Consider the following 14,883-nt stretch of genomic DNA (forward strand, 5'->3'; position numbering starts at 1 on the left):
ATTTAATTTAAGCATAACATCGCACCGGGTAACAGGCAAGAAAGAATTTGCAATGTTAAGTATAAGCAGTGGTTATGGAATTGTTGTATATGCAAAACAATAGGGCAAAAAAGGGGACAGGCACTTTTTTCAAAAAGCGAAAAAAGAGCCAGTCCCCTTTTTTACCTTTTCGATCCTATGCCGGAAACACATTAAAACTTTCTTAAATACCTGTTTATTTCCCAGTTATGCACGGTTTCGGCATATTCGTTCCACTCTTTTTGTTTGACGTCCAAGTACCGCTCGTAAATATGGTCACCAAGGGTTTCCCGGATCAAGGGATCCTTTTTCATTTCCACTATCGCTTCCTGCAGATCCCTGGGGAAAAGCGGTATTTCCTCATTATGCATTGTGTACATGTTGCCGTTTTGGGGAGCGGGAGGCGATATTTCATTCTTTATACCGTCCAGGCCGGCCCGCAACATAACGGCAAAAACAAGATACGGATTGGCGGTTGGGTCGGGGTTTCTCAACTCCACACGGGTGGAATTGCCGCGGGCAGCGGGTATCCTGATCAACGTACTGCGGTTGGAGGTGGACCAGGCTATGTGTATGGGAGCTTCATACCCCGGTTTCAATCTTTTATAACTGTTCACAATGGGATTGGTAATGGGTGCCATGCCCCTGGCGTGCTTCAACAACCCGCCGATATAATTTAAAGCAATGTCACTCAAACCGTCCGCCTTATCCGAATCATAAAAGACATCCGTATCTCCCGAGAACAAAGACTGGTTGCAGTGCATGGCATTGCCGTTTTTGCCGGTAAAGGGCTTGGGCATAAAGGTGGCGTAAAGATTAAACTGTTTGGCCACATTTTTAACCACATCCCTGAAGGTCATCCAGTTATCTGCGGTGGCCAATGCCTCATCATACTTGAAGTCAATTTCATGCTGGCCGGGGGCCACTTCATGGTGCGAAGCCTCTATTTTAAAGCCCATTTTTTTAAGAGTCAAAATTATATTTCTCCGGGCGTCCTCCCCCATATCCACCGGGGCCAGGTCAAAGTACCCGGCGTTGTCGTGAATATCGAAGGTGGGGTAACCCTTTTCATCTGTATAAAAAAGGAAAAACTCACCTTCCGGTCCGATATTCAGTTTGTAGCTCATTTCTTCAGCTTCCCGAACGGCCTTTTTCAGTATATAACGCGGGCAACCCTCAAAGGGCTTACCGTCCGGCGCATAAACATCGCAAATCATCCTGGCCACTCCCTCTTCCTTGGGCCGCCAGGGCATAATCTTGAATGTTGATGGGTCAGGGACTATCACCTGGTCGGATTCTTCAATACGTGCAAAACCATCTATGGAAGAACCGTCAAAGAACAACTCCCCCGCGAAGGCTTTGTCCAGTTCATCGACCATTATCGACGTACTTTTGATGATACCGAAAATGTCGGTAAACTGCAGGCGTATAAACTCAATCCCGTTTTCTTTGACCAGCTTGTAAACATCATCCTTTGACGTACTAATGATCATAATCCCCCTTGACAAATTAATAATTAAATTGTATATGCGACACCATTTTAGCGCAATCACTCAAATAAGCGTTTTCATGGCTTGAGCGCTCAAACAATGACCTGCGCATGAATTGTTGTCTAAGACCATTAAAAAAGACATTTATAATCTAATTTTTGGCAGCTCTTATTATAATTTTGACGAAAAATATTAATAGCCCGATAAATGGCAAAAGTAAAACAATAACAACCCAAGGGGTTATAACCGTGCTTCTTCTTCCAGTGAAATGGACTCTAAAAACATCATTTTTAACGATAACGGTTATAGAACTCCATTGATATGACACCTAAAATATAACTTATTACAGAAATTATTGTTATAGTATAAGTATCTTTAGTAGGCAATCCAATATCGATAAAGTAAGACCTTACAAATTTTTCTGTAATTAATGTTACCAATAATAATATTATTATTGGTATTAACCTTGCGTATTTAGCCATACAACTCTCCTTATAAGCTATAATCGGGTGCATTACTGGGCCAATAGTATGTCCTCCAATAACCGGTTCCAGCCTGGGCAAGACCAAGGCGTTCTCCTGATTCAACCGTAGTATCATTAATATTCAAGTCTGTGCGTTTTGCATTAATATCTAATGAACCATCAGGATTGGTTGCATATTGGAAATAACTAAGTATTGCAATAGTTACTATACCTCCAAGCACAACTCCAACAGGTCCCGTAACAATTCCGGTGGCTACAAGTACAGCTGACAAGGTATCCGCTATAGCTATCCCAACATTTTGAACATATGCCACATCAGTTGGTGATAAGTGAGTATGATAATTAAGAATGCCTCCGGAATAGTAGTCTTCAATATAACTGTAGTGCCAAAAGTATTTAATAGATTCCGTTGAAACTTCCCCTGAAGTATTACTATCGGGGGTAGGTGCATTGTCAGCCATTTTTTTAGCTTCATCAAGATTTTCGACAAAAGTAAAGTAAGTTCGATTACCTAGTATTTTAGCTTCTTTGTCCTTGTCCGTAATTTCCTTTATTTTTTTCTTATCTGAAAGGTCATTAATTTTTATTAGATCTGCAACAACTATATAGGTAGTATTAGAACCATATTTTGCCTCTAAAACTTTGCTTTTATTTTTACTTATATAAACAATTTTGATATCATTATTTGTTAAGTCTTTTTCCGTAGCAAAAGCCGCCGGTAAAAAGTTCACTAATAATAAGCAAAAAATTATGGTAATTGATATACGCTTTTTCATTAAATATACCTCCTATCTCAATATTTTGTTGTTAAGCTTAAAAAATGGATTCATACTTCGTACATAGCCAGACAAAATCGTTTTCCACTTCTTCTGTTTTTGGGTAACACCTCCTTCTAATTTGCATATTTAGAAGAAGGTGGCAGCCATTGAAAATCACCATCCCCGGTAGTATAATAATACCAAGGGTAGGGTGGATTTTCCCTTATCGGCCTGTTGCGAGGGGCTCAATCTGGCAGATGCCACCTTATCCTCATTTATTGAAACTTTCAGGTGCACCATTATCGTTAATAACCATTCGCACCGCGAGAAATCTGTTATAAATAAATATCCGTATGCACCGAAAATCTCGTTTACATAGAGCTGGCAAGTAAAAGCCAAGAATTTAGCAATTATAGCTTAGGCGTTGAAAAACAAAGCTTCAGTTCTCTTGTTTTTTAATTAATTACTCTGATACTCAACTAAAATATATACAATTCTTTTACCACCTTTTACATAAGGTGAGGGTAGTACAACTCCGATTGGGAAAGGGATGAAAAAAAGCCGTAGTTAAACTTTTTTATGCTTGTTATATATATTAAAAGAGCCACAAAACCAAAGTTACCGGAACTTTATTTCTGTCGGTGGTTCACAACGGGTTCCTTCTCATAACAGCATGAGCGACTTTAGAACCAAAGTAGGCGTCGAACGTTTTTATCAAGTCCTTTTTTACATCATCGCCCAGGCACTAAAACTGGACGGATTTCTTAACCCAGTTATATCTGCCGTCGACTCCAGGCCGCTATTTGCCAACGTTGGCGGACCCGGCAAAAAGCACTGTGACTGCGCTGCTAAAAAGAACTGTTCTTGCGAAAAAACATTTACCGACCCGGATGCCGCCGTAGGGACCATGCGCAAAAAGACAAACATGAATAAATACTTCGTTGGCTACCGCAAACATACCATCGTGTGTCATTCCAAGCAGGGGCCGGTACCGTTAATCTCCATAACCCTGCCGGCCAATGTGCATGACGTAAATGTGCTGCTTCCACTGCTGGAAAAACTAAAGCAAGTGGAAGATCTCAAACTTGAATACCTGGTGGCCGACCTTGGTTACTTCGACCAGGTTGTTAATGTACAAGCACTGTCCAAGCATGATGTGATTCTATCAACGGGTGTAAAAAAGAATACAGTGCTACCGGAAGATATGAATAAAGATTTGCAATTTGTTTGCCCACAGGGCCATCCGCTTATCTGGGACAGCTTTGATAAACAAACTTTGGACGTATGGTTCAAAGGTGACGAGGATCATTGCCGGAGCTGTCTTTTTAACCCTACCTGCGAGAAGTTCTTTCATAAAAACCACCTTGAAAAACCGTTAATCAACAGTCCTGTGCCGCATGGTTCGAGGCTGCAAATAGAGCTAAATAAGTTTCGCAAACAAGTAGAGCTTAATTTCGCTATGGAATCAAATGCACTGGACTCAGTAATGCGCCATAAAAAACTGCCGGTTAGGGGTCTTCCCAGGGTACAGGTATTTGCTATCATGACGGACATTTTCAGGCTGATCAAAATGATGATAAAGCATAGACGCGCTACCGTTATTCCCAGGGAAAGGGATAAGTTTTTGAACAAAATGCGAATCAATAGTTTTACACACCCGGTTGGTGTATAAAATTAAATTCATACCTGAAAAAACATTATCCACAATCCACAGGATATCTCTGTTCAATTTTAAGCACAATTTGCGTTATAAGATTGTTTATCAAAAATAGGCATAAATTTGGTCAGAATAGCCATGGTGTTTTTGGTAATTATTTCTTTATTTTTCATGATAGAGACGGGCTTTTCGAACAAGCCCTTATAATCTAATTTTTGGCAGCTCTTATTATAATTTTGATGAAAAATATTAATAGTCCGATAAATGGTAGAAGCAAAACAATAAAAACCCAAGGAAAAGGATTATAACCGTGCTTCTTACTGTCAAAATACATAATAATAAAAGTTATTATATATATAAGTACCATTAAATTATTAAACAGTACAGCGGTTTGTGTATTCATTTAAAATTTTTCACCTCTTCTACACTATTTAAACTTTCGAGCATCAGAATAAACACTCCTTTGGTAAATTTATACTTTTGAGGCTGATTTCCTGGTATCAATTCTTGAGTACGTATACTCTTTCATCTTCTTTTAAATTATTTTATAGTTTTAGAAATAATAATTTATTACTTTTTATTATACCCGCTCACGCAGAAGTGATGTTTTTGATCCCTTAACTTAAACACAGCCCCTGGCATTGCACAAGGACTGTGTTTAAATTGAACGATACTAAATTTTATTTCGTCAATCTTTTGTAACCGCTTATTGCGGCCATATACTAGGTGAGGAAAGCATGTTGAGAGCTTGTACTACCCCCTCGTATAATAGATCTCAGAAAACACCTTCCCTCCAAACCGGACAATCCACACTGGGTAAACCAGTAAGATGAATTCTGTGTCCCCCTTGAAAGTGGTGATTTTACCCCTAATACTTGATTAAGTGTGTTTCTCTTTCCCCGACCGGGCTTGATTCTGACGTCTAGCATGTTCGCCTAATCGGCAGTTCTGATCAAGGTGAGGCTGTTTAAGCCCGGGGGAGTGGTGTTATCGGGCTCTATTGGGCGTTGTCACAATCTTGCCGTAGTATTTATAATGGTTCCTGGGTAAGTTGGTAAATTCTCATAAACCCGTGCAGTTTAGACTGCTGTGTTAAGTATGTTTCTTTTCCGCCTGCGTAAGAGCTCTCACACCTAGCCTGTTCGGCATGGCAGTTGGCCTGGATGGCAGCAGGTCCAGGTGGTCTCCCGCTCCATGTCAGTTCTGATAGCGAGTATGAGTCAGGCGTAGGGAACGGAAAAGGTAAATCCACTTACCAGAGGTGTACCATGACAATACCGTTATATGTCGGCGTCGATATTGGCAAAGCTAAGAATGTAGCTTGCTTCATGGGTCCGGACGGGACGGTACTTATTAAAAAGACCACCTTCGACAACTCCCTGACAGGTGCCCAACAGCTGGTAGCAAAGGCCAAAGAGCTATTAGCCAAGGAAGGTTGTGACCACCCGGTTTTCGGGGTGGAAGCTACATCCTTTTACCACTTCCATTTGATGAACTTTATCTTGAATGCCGAAGAACTCAAGCCATACCGGCCAACGGTCTACCAGCTCAACGCCAGGAACATCAAGAATTTCAAGAAGTCTTATACCCCACGGGGAAAGAACGATGCTTATGACGCCTTTGTTATTGCTGATAATTTAAGATTCGGCAGGTTACCCAAACCCTATGAGGTTGATGAAATGTATCTTCCGCTGCAGCGGTTGACCCGCTATAGGTTCCACTTGGTGGGTTCTTTGATCCGCGAAAAAAGTTATTTTTTAACCATCTTATTTTTGAAGTTCAGTAATTACGGTGATGTATTCAGTGATGTCTTTGGGGCTACCAGTCGCTCGCTAATCACTGATTTTTACAGCCCTGAGGAGATTATCAATACTCCCCTTGAGGATATGGTCCAGTTCCTTGTGGATAAAGGACATAACCATTTTGCTGAACCTGAACAGCTGGCCAAGGAACTCAAACGCATTTCCCGGGAATCTTACCGGTTACAACCCAGGCTTACAGATTCAGTGAATCTGATCCTGGAAACCAGCATGAACAACATCCGGTTCTTCGAGCAAAGCATTCGCAAGATAGAGATGTGATTAACCGGGATATGGCCAAGCTCGCTAATCCCTTGGAGTCGGTGCGTGGTATTGGGCCTGTGTACTCTGCCGGTATCATTGCCGAGATTGGTGATATTACCAAGTTTGACAGCCAGGCCAAGTTGGCCAAATATGCCGGCCTTACCTGGAATAGTAATCAATCCGGTGATTTTGAGGGTGAAGATGAGCCCCTCAATAGAGCCGGCAACCGTTACCTTAGATATTATCTGATAGAAGCCGCGGACAGCTTAAGGAGACACAATGATGAGTACCGGGCTTATTATCAGAAAAAGTACCTTGAGGCCGCTAAACACGCCCACAAAAGAGCATTGGTACTCACGGCCAGAAAGTTGGTGAGGCTGGTGTTTGCCTTACTTTCAAAAAACCAGCTTTACCGACCGGACAAGGGTTAAGGTGTTTTCCCACAAACTGTGGTAATTATGCTGGGTAATATGGCCACAGTTGCCTGCTGCCTGCTGTATTGGGTATATTAGCCATCATGGTTATCTACAGTACAGGTAAAAGAAAGGTGATGGCATGGAGTATATCATGTTTACCGGGATTGGTTTTCCCTGGACTTTTCCCGGTACCGGGAAAAGCTAAATGGTTTTCCCAGCTGCTCAGGGACCCTAAATTTAGTACCACGGCAGGGATATGGGCAAATCCCTACGGCGGTCTGGCTTTTTGCGCCCAAATTGAAGGGGAAGTGTTTCCTCTTGACATATTACCCTAGCACTTTAATCAATTAATTAGAATTCTAGACAAAATCAATTTTTATTGATGAATATTGGATCATGTGATCAGAATCGCCATAAAAATCGCTGTTAGATATTTGGGTGCCATATTCAGCAGCCGCAGTTACAATATGAATGTAAGGAAAATATTCATGGTTGGGTTGTAAGGTTGCAGTTATTACGTGATTAATATTGCCATTTAGAGTTTTGCTAATATTGTTAGTAGATGATGCGCTAGCTACTGTTTTGGAATCAATCCAAACTCCATCTGTAGCATCCCACAATTTAATCTTAACTTCGGCAGAGGCACTTCCATTAATACCCCCAACCATATCACCTTTGTAAATACCAGAAAATATAATTTGGGCCGTTTTAGAAGTTGTTCCTTGAGTTATGAATCTTTGACCAACAAAAGCATAAGCATCAGCAGTACCCCAACCTCCTGCCCATGAATTAGCTTCTGCTTTCCTGCTTGAAACCGTATATCTGTGCCATACAGCTCCAGCACCACTTGTTGAACCACCATCATCGCCATCGTCGGCTGTGGTTAATGTTTTATCAGTTCCAAGAGTAACGGTCACCGGTGACATGATGATAACTTGACCTTCATCTATATTCTGTTCATCGTTAAATAATTCTTTAAGTTCAGTTTCTTCTACTGTTTCCAAATTTTTTATACTTAATTTGTTTTGCATATTTGCTTTCTCGATCAATTCTGGATTGGGTGTCTCTTGGATAGTGGAATTATATTTTACTATCTCACTTACAGATTTAGGCATGTTATCAATACTTGCGTATGCTATTGAACCCAAGGTTAAGCAAAAAGCAATAACCAAACTAATAACTAATGGAACTTTTTTCATTTTTTTCCTCCCTCAATATTTTATAGTTGAGCTTGTAAAAAATAGATTTGACTTCCTACTAATAGTCAGACAGACTCGTCCTCCACTTCTTCTGTTTTAAATAACACCTCCTTCTAAGTTGTAGATTTAGAAGAAAGGTGGCAGCCATTGAAAATCACCATCCCCGGTAGTATATAATAATTCCAAAGGTAAGGTGGATTTTCCCATATCGGACCTATTGCGAGGGGCTCGATTTGGTGGATACCACCTTATTCTCATTTATTTATTTAAACTTTTTGATTAATTGTAGGATAACATTCTCGCAGCGAGAAAAATCGCAGTTGATTTTGTACTAGTTTACGGTGTGCTCTCATTTTATCCACCATAAAACACCAAGTCAACCAATCTTGTCTAGAAAGTGGATATCCTTGTCTGAAAACAGCTTTTGGTTGTCTGGATTTTCCGTTGTCTGAAAGTACTACAACGAAAAAAGAGGGTCGCATTTTAGCGAACCCTCTTTAATTAGCTTGGCAGTGCCATTATTTTTTCCAGTTTCCCGGCTTTGTTTGCGGCCAGTATTGCCGTTTGCCTTGTGCCGGAAAAAGTTATTTCATAGCCGTTTTTACCCCAGGGGTGGATTTCCCTGATCATATTCAGATTAACAATATAAGCCCGGTGGGAGCGGAAAAAGGTATTGCCGGTCAGCCTTGCCTCGATGCTGTTCAGGCTTTCATTGATGCTGTATTTTTCTTTGCCGGTAATGATGATGGTTTTGCGCTTTTCCCTGGTGATAAAGATAATGTCTTGGGTATCCAAAAAGATTAGCTTTTCGTTCTGTTTAACAACAAGCCTGGCGGGGCATGTTTCCCCGGTAGCAGGTGGAGCAGAGCGGTTTGTTGGAACCGACGACCTTTGCGCCTCCTGTCGCTTTTTTTCTTTCCATGGTCTTTTTTATGCGGTCCAGTTTAAAGGGTTTGACCAGGTAGTCGTAAGCATAAACTTCAAAAGCTTCGTGGGTATGGTTATCGTAGGCGGTGGCAAAGATTAGGATGGTTTGGGGATTGATGTCGCCAATTTCCCTTGCCAGTTCCACGCCGTTTTTCCCCGGCAGGTCAATGTCGATAAAGACTACCCTGGGATTTAGTTTTTCCACCAGTTTTAATGCTGTAATACCGTCGCTGGCTTCTCCCAACACTTCCACGTCCGGGATTTTTGACAGTGTCTCTTTGAGTACATGGCGCATGGCCGGGTCGTCTTCGGCAATGATGACCGAGAGCATGTCAAAACACAAACCTTTCTATCGGCATATTTTTTTACCGGCTTATTTCTTCACGGGCGGCTCCGGCTGGTACAAGGTAAAAAAGCTGGCCTGTTTAATGCCGATGCCGGCTATGATCAAGGCGGTCAAAATTACCGGGGTGTAAAGCAACTTCTTCAATAAACGCACTTGTTTCACCTCCCTTGCCCGCAAGTTTGGCCATTAACCCGTCGGCACGGGCCACCAGCCCGTAACCCCACGGGGTAAAGCTTATGGTTTGCATGGCCAGGGCCAAAAGAGCGGCTAGGTAAAGGGAATAGTTTGCTTTGTCTACAAAGAATAAAATAAGCCCAGCCCATAAAAACAGGTACAGCAAGGACAATGCTTTAAACGTATTTATTTCCCGGCGTGCCATGGCGCGGTAAGGTACTTCCCCGGGTGCCCACTTAACGGTGCAGGCGGTCGCCACAAGGATGAGAATTCCGGCCATGGCTTTATACCATTGTAAAGTTATAAGATTGGCCATGTTTACCGCCGCCAGGCCAATAAATAGGTATACCGTCACCCCCAGGACCAGGCACCGCCAGTAACCGGTGCAGTGGGCGCCGCCGCTCAGCAGGCGAAACAGGCCGCCGGCGGCCAGCGCCAGGGCTACCTGGGGCAAAACATTGAACAGGTAAGCCAGGGAAAAAAGTAGCGCTCCCTTGATTAATGTCCCCAGAATTATTTCCAGTCCATAGCGCAATTGGTCTGTTTTATCCTTCTCCAGGCCGGACGCTTGCGTCATATGTGCGGCTATGACACCGGCCAGTTTGTTTAAATCGATCATGCCCTCTCCCGGCTCCTTGATTCGGTATATGCACCGAAAAAATCGTTTCACCGCCGGCATGTTCAACGGTTAACCGGCCCGAGTACTTGTCCACGATTTCTTTTACAATGGTCAGTCCCAATCCCTGGTTGCTTTTCTTGGTGCTGTAGTGTAGTTCGCACATGCGGTCCCGTGTTTCAGGCGGGATTGGGTCACCCGTATTGGCCACGGTGAAAATATATTCCCCCGGTTCTCTGGTAATTTCCAGTCTTACGGAGCGGTGCGCCCCTGTATAAGCAGCCGCTGCCTCGATGGCGTTGTCCAGCAGGTTTCCCAACAGTGAGTTGGCCTCCATGGTGCTTAAAGGTACACTTTGCAGGCTGCAGTCCATTGAAACGCTAAAAGGTATGCCCCGGGCTTCGGCCTGGCCCGCCTTGGCAAACAGCATGGCGCTGATACCGGGATTGTCGGTTTTAACCACTTCCGCCGGGTTGGAAATGTCTAAAAACATTTGTTTCACGTAATCACGGGCTTTATCGCAGGAGCCGACCTCCAAAAGCCCGTAAACCGCCTGCAGGTGGTGGTTGAAGTCATGTCGCTGCTTTCTAATGGTTTTGATTAACTTGTCCAGGTGGACGATGGTTTCCCCGGCTTGACGGGCCTCAAGTTCTTTTTCTTTTAAGATGGATATTTTTGTTAACACGCCCATGGATAACACTGTTATGGTAATAAGTATCAAGCCAAATGAGGCTGCAAACAGGTGAAAATATTTACTAGGCAAGGCACCGGTTTGAGAAACGAACAGCACAATATTTAATACGGCCAACATCAGTACGGGCAATAACACCAGTATATACAAGTTCAAATACGCATTTTCGGTCTTTTTTGCAATGCCATCTTTGGAAGCCCGGTCTTTTAGTTCACCGGCAAAGTCCAGCAGGTGAAAATTATAGCGCCGGCAGGCAATGATAAACAATAAGATAATAGACGCTTCCGTCAGAAAAGCGCCAATACGCATGCCATCCCTGCTCAAAATCTCCGGCAAAGAATAACCGGTAATGCTTAATAGCGGGGGTATAATGGCGGCATCCAGCGTCCCGTATATCACAAGACCAAGCAAAGCGATAATGGCAACCCTACGCAAAGGTATGCCGGTGACGAACCGGATAATCAGTATATAAATGGCAATCTGTACCAGGCTGTGCAGCCCGAAAGGTATGGAAGACAGCCTGATGAAATACGAAGATGCCGTTTGGGCCATACCGGTTATTATTAACTGGCGTGGCGTTATGCCAAGGCCCGCCAGTTGAAACCCCAGCATGGTCACCAGCAGCGCTTCGGGCAACGAGACCAAAAGCAACGTAAGCAACGACATTCTGTCCAAGGCGTTTTACCTCCCGGTTCTTGCAAGAGAACCAATATTCCTTTCCAGCTTGTCCGAAAAGTGCTTTTGGTTGTCTGAAAAGTGGATATGCTTGTTTGAAAATTCGACCCCTTAAATGAACGGTTGCACTGGTAAATTTTTAACATATTTCAACATAAATGCCAACAATCCTTTTTTTATTGCGTTATAACTTGATTGTGTTCAGACATGCAAATACCGGTTTTAGACAACGATATACCCTTTTCAGACAAGAATAATGGACATATAGCAATTATTAGTAATATAATAGGTATATTGGGGGACATTAACAAGATTCAAAATAAATGCAGGAAATGGTTTTCCAGTTTAACATCCGTTTTGGAGAAAGCATTGAAAGGATTAATAGGAATGATTATGCCGGAAAAGGGAAGTTTGGTAGGCGACCTGGACCAGTTAATCATTCAAGTTTATACCGCCGGTTATTATCTGACCGGGTGCCGGGAGAAGGCGGAACGTTTATGCGCCCTGGTTTTCGATAAATATGACCGGCCTGGTTTGGGGACGCATGAAAACCTGGTGTGGCCTTTATTTTGCCACATTTTCCTGCAGTGTTGCGATGAGCAAGAGGAAATTGGTGGGAATACCGGTTCCCAGTCGGACTTGTTGCCTGGTGCGGAAGCGATACAGAGAGCTTTACTGGAGTTGCCACCCGGGGAAAGGATGGCGGTGATTCTCAAGTATAAGGCGGGTATGGATGGCGAGACCATCGCTAGGTGCATGGATTGCTCGATAAGCCGCGTTTCACGGTTGCTGGCGGCGAGGAAGGAAAAATTGCGCAGGAAATGCTTTGGCCAATGAACCTCCTCCTAGACAAGCCCGGGGGGTTCCAAGGTGGTCGAGTAGAGGTATGCCTCGCGGCACACCCCTATCACAGAACCGTACTTGCGCAATTAACGCATACGGCTCCTCACCGAAGCATTACCGAAATGTACCCTGAAGGCAGCCGAACAGTTTCGTTGACAATTCGTTCCACCTGATTTCTTTTATCAAAAAGTTGGGGCAGGTTTTCGAGCACTTCTTTTTTCCAATTCTTTAACTGATTTGCAATGCTCTTTGTATTACCGGTGATCCCTGTGGCGGTGTGTATCTTTAGCTCGGCCTTGCCCCTTGCTCCCGGGAATTTTTCGGCTAATTTATCATGCAGCCTGATAATTGTGCCATCCGCCACTATCAGGTCCTTGAAACCTTTCAGTTTATCTGAAAGCGTAAGACTGGTGTGGCTGGAAAGCTCTGCTATCCCGTGCGCCAGACACTCTTTAAGAAAGGCGACCAGCTCGTTATTGAAGCGATCGTAAAATGATGATGTCACAAGTGTTTCAGCCGATGCGGTCTTGTAAGCCCTTCTTAATGAGGCGAGGGTGCGCTGCATTCCAACTCCAAAGCCGAGCACTACGACCCAGAAAAAGATGACCGGGTCGATCTTCCGGTTGCGCTGGACGTAACCGACTTTGGCTGCTGTACCTCTCAGCCACTCCGGGGCAAACATCTTGTTTAAAACGTTTTCAATCTCATTCGGATTAATTTTCTGGTAACCGGAGCCAATGTGGAACCTCCTCGTAAACATTATTTGGAGAAGAGTTCCACAATCAATGGGGTTCATTCCTTCTTCCATAGAGCAATTTCAACAATTTTCGTTAGCCATTTTCCAGGAGGGAAATGCTACTCCTGGTTGATTATGGTATATTTAGTGCTTAACCGAACACCAATGCAGCCTTTCTAGACCACCATTATGGTGTTTCAATTGATATAAGGATCGGTTAAGCAAGCCCTAACTAAGTTCTAAACTTTTCGAAGAAACTCTTTTATTAAAACTAATATCTCGTTAAATTTTGCTTCTATGTTATCCAGTTTTTTAATAATTTCCTTTCTTTGTAAGGTAGCATTATAATGATTATTAATCCAAGCCTTAACAAGTCTATATATTAAAAATATGATCAGTAATAAAACTAAAACATTTAACAGTTGAGCCAATAATGTGGCATTAAATTCCATATCTTCACCCCTAAATGTTATTTTACCTTAAATTGATGAGTTTTTTTATTAAAATGAGCTACAAGGAATCACCTTGCAGCTCATTGCATAGGTTTAATGGAATACTGTTGTATAGCCCTCTAAGTTAATTTCTTGAATATAGTACCTCATTAGTTCACTGTTAACAAGCAACAACTCCGATTGGGGAAGGGATGAAAAAAAGCCGTAGTTAAACTTTTTTTATACTTGTTATTGTGCGTTCATTTTATACACTATAAGCGTTGCTTTATTTTTTTAACCCCTTATCTTTTTCAATAAATCTTGAAAAAAATCCACAAAATTTATGCCATAACGATTTATAATATTTGTGATAATTCTTATAATTATTATATTGATAAACATAATAATTATAATTTTAAATATTAAATCCATATCTTTTGTCCTTAAATTTTATTTGTAAAAGATTACTTACACATTGTTACGATGCAAAATCCAGATCAACCATTGAACTAATTCAAGCTTATTCAATTTATCCATTATATTCGATAATACTTCCTTTGACGGTGGGAGTGATGTTCCACATAACCTATCAAACATCCAAGACATACCGAGCAACCATAGGGGTTACCTCCAAACAAACAGGCACCACATCCTGCATCACACAAAAATTGAAGCCAACCTGGCAGATCTTCAAAATTGATTGTAATACAATCTTGAACACAATCCCAGTCGCAATCAAATGCTTGTATTTGAACACTATCATCGTTTTCAACTTGTTTAATTTGACCTTTAATAACATCAACTAATTTGCCTTTATCATAAGAAGCCTTTGCAAGAAGATTACCATTTTTATCGTAATAAGCCAAAGTACCAGCTAATTTCTTTTCTGTATCTTTCTGAACATAATGAAGTTCAGATTTTATATAAAAACTGCAAAAAATATCCTTATCAGGTTTATAGTAAATCGCGTATTTAACGTAAGGGTCTTTGGTTGAAAGCACAACCCCTTTTACTTCAAGATCCTTATAAGAAAAAATATCTACTTGATTCCAAATTATATCTTTATCTTTAAAAATTTTAGTTTGTTTTAAATTTTTTATAATTGATTTTGTATTATTGTGCTTTATTTTATCCACCATAAAACACCAAGTCAACCAATCTTGTCTAGAAAGTGGATATCCTTGTCTGAAAACAGCTTTTGGTTGCCTGGATTTTCCGTTGTCTGAAAGTACTACAACGAAAAAAGAGGGTTGCATTTTAGCTAACCCTCTTTAATTACCATGGCAGTGCCATTATTTTTTCCAGTTTCCCGGCTTTGTTTGCGGCCAGTATTGCCGTTTGCCTTGTGCCGGAAAAAGT

The 14,883-nt window shown here is 41.9% G+C and carries 15 protein-coding genes; 4 read left to right on the forward strand and 11 right to left on the reverse strand.

Going from position 1 to position 14,883, the window contains the following annotated elements; all coding sequences use genetic code 11:
* Positions 1 to 191 precede the first annotated feature (191 nt).
* Both glnA and BM299_RS11985 read right to left on the reverse strand, forming a co-directional pair.
* Entirely contained in the window at positions 192 to 1,511 is a 1,320-nt protein-coding gene (gene glnA / locus BM299_RS11980; protein ID WP_092484472.1) for a type I glutamate--ammonia ligase, read from the reverse strand.
* A gap of 489 nt (positions 1,512 to 2,000) precedes the next feature.
* Positions 2,001 to 2,768 carry a hypothetical protein gene (locus tag BM299_RS11985; RefSeq protein ID WP_092484475.1) on the reverse strand — a complete coding sequence of 256 codons (768 nt, stop codon included), beginning with the start codon at positions 2,766 to 2,768 and terminating at the stop codon, positions 2,001 to 2,003.
* Positions 2,769 to 3,423: 655 nt separating this feature from the next.
* On the opposite strand from BM299_RS11985, the gene BM299_RS11990 reads away from it, so the two are divergent.
* The 3 genes from BM299_RS11990 to BM299_RS20000 all read left to right on the forward strand — a co-directional run bounded on the left by BM299_RS11990 (position 3,424) and on the right by BM299_RS20000 (position 6,901).
* Positions 3,424 to 4,422, forward strand: coding sequence for a transposase (locus tag BM299_RS11990; RefSeq protein ID WP_092484478.1), 999 nt, complete (start codon positions 3,424 to 3,426; stop codon positions 4,420 to 4,422).
* A 1,253-nt stretch (positions 4,423 to 5,675) separates the two neighbouring features.
* Positions 5,676 to 6,488: an IS110 family transposase gene (locus BM299_RS12000; RefSeq protein ID WP_165608294.1), complete on the forward strand. Its 813-nt coding sequence runs from the start codon at positions 5,676 to 5,678 to the stop codon at positions 6,486 to 6,488.
* Positions 6,485 to 6,901, forward strand: coding sequence for a transposase (locus BM299_RS20000; RefSeq protein ID WP_092484487.1), 417 nt, complete (start codon positions 6,485 to 6,487; stop codon positions 6,899 to 6,901). The genes BM299_RS12000 and BM299_RS20000 overlap by 4 nt, the downstream gene beginning before the upstream one ends.
* 344 nt (positions 6,902 to 7,245) lie before the next feature.
* On the opposite strand, the gene BM299_RS12010 is transcribed toward BM299_RS20000, so the two are convergent.
* From BM299_RS12010 to BM299_RS12035, 6 genes are all read right to left on the reverse strand, one after another.
* Positions 7,246 to 8,085, reverse strand: a complete 840-nt coding sequence (locus BM299_RS12010; protein WP_092484490.1) for a hypothetical protein — start codon at positions 8,083 to 8,085, stop codon at positions 7,246 to 7,248.
* A 501-nt stretch (positions 8,086 to 8,586) separates the two neighbouring features.
* The gene (locus BM299_RS12015; RefSeq protein ID WP_165608295.1) at positions 8,587 to 8,880 is read right to left on the reverse strand and encodes a LytTR family DNA-binding domain-containing protein; all 294 of its coding nucleotides are present in this window, start codon (positions 8,878 to 8,880) and stop codon (positions 8,587 to 8,589) included.
* Between the two features lie 22 nt (positions 8,881 to 8,902).
* Entirely contained in the window at positions 8,903 to 9,343 is a 441-nt protein-coding gene (locus BM299_RS12020) for a LytR/AlgR family response regulator transcription factor (RefSeq protein ID WP_092484495.1), read from the reverse strand.
* 42 nt (positions 9,344 to 9,385) lie between these two features.
* The gene (locus tag BM299_RS12025) at positions 9,386 to 9,472 is read right to left on the reverse strand and encodes an AgrD family cyclic lactone autoinducer peptide (protein WP_245779760.1); all 87 of its coding nucleotides are present in this window, start codon (positions 9,470 to 9,472) and stop codon (positions 9,386 to 9,388) included.
* Positions 9,438 to 10,151: an accessory gene regulator ArgB-like protein gene (locus BM299_RS20005; RefSeq protein ID WP_245779756.1), complete on the reverse strand. Its 714-nt coding sequence runs from the start codon at positions 10,149 to 10,151 to the stop codon at positions 9,438 to 9,440. The genes BM299_RS12025 and BM299_RS20005 overlap by 35 nt, the downstream gene beginning before the upstream one ends.
* On the reverse strand, positions 10,078 to 11,505 hold the full coding sequence (locus BM299_RS12035; protein ID WP_245779761.1) for a sensor histidine kinase: 1,428 nt from the start codon (positions 11,503 to 11,505) through the stop codon (positions 10,078 to 10,080). Before BM299_RS12035 ends, BM299_RS20005 begins: the two co-directional genes overlap by 74 nt.
* A 396-nt stretch (positions 11,506 to 11,901) precedes the next feature.
* Between BM299_RS12035 and BM299_RS12040 the strand changes: the two genes are divergently transcribed.
* A complete protein-coding gene (locus BM299_RS12040) occupies positions 11,902 to 12,351 on the forward strand; it encodes an RNA polymerase sigma factor (RefSeq protein ID WP_207545176.1) in 450 nt (149 codons plus the stop codon).
* 109 nt (positions 12,352 to 12,460) lie between these two features.
* On the opposite strand, the gene BM299_RS12045 is transcribed toward BM299_RS12040, so the two are convergent.
* The 3 genes from BM299_RS12045 to BM299_RS12055 all read right to left on the reverse strand — a co-directional run bounded on the left by BM299_RS12045 (position 12,461) and on the right by BM299_RS12055 (position 14,780).
* Complete coding sequence (locus tag BM299_RS12045; RefSeq protein ID WP_092484510.1) at positions 12,461 to 13,153, reverse strand: hypothetical protein; 693 nt, start codon at positions 13,151 to 13,153, stop codon at positions 12,461 to 12,463.
* 179 nt (positions 13,154 to 13,332) lie between these two features.
* Complete coding sequence (locus BM299_RS12050) at positions 13,333 to 13,545, reverse strand: hypothetical protein (protein ID WP_092484513.1); 213 nt, start codon at positions 13,543 to 13,545, stop codon at positions 13,333 to 13,335.
* A gap of 515 nt (positions 13,546 to 14,060) precedes the next feature.
* Positions 14,061 to 14,780 carry a hypothetical protein gene (locus BM299_RS12055; RefSeq protein WP_092484516.1) on the reverse strand — a complete coding sequence of 240 codons (720 nt, stop codon included), beginning with the start codon at positions 14,778 to 14,780 and terminating at the stop codon, positions 14,061 to 14,063.
* Between the last annotated feature and the right edge of the window lie 103 nt (positions 14,781 to 14,883).

Origin of the sequence: Desulfoscipio geothermicus DSM 3669 (assembly GCF_900115975.1) — a bacterium.
GTDB lineage: Bacteria > Bacillota > Desulfotomaculia > Desulfotomaculales > Desulfallaceae > Desulfoscipio > Desulfoscipio geothermicus.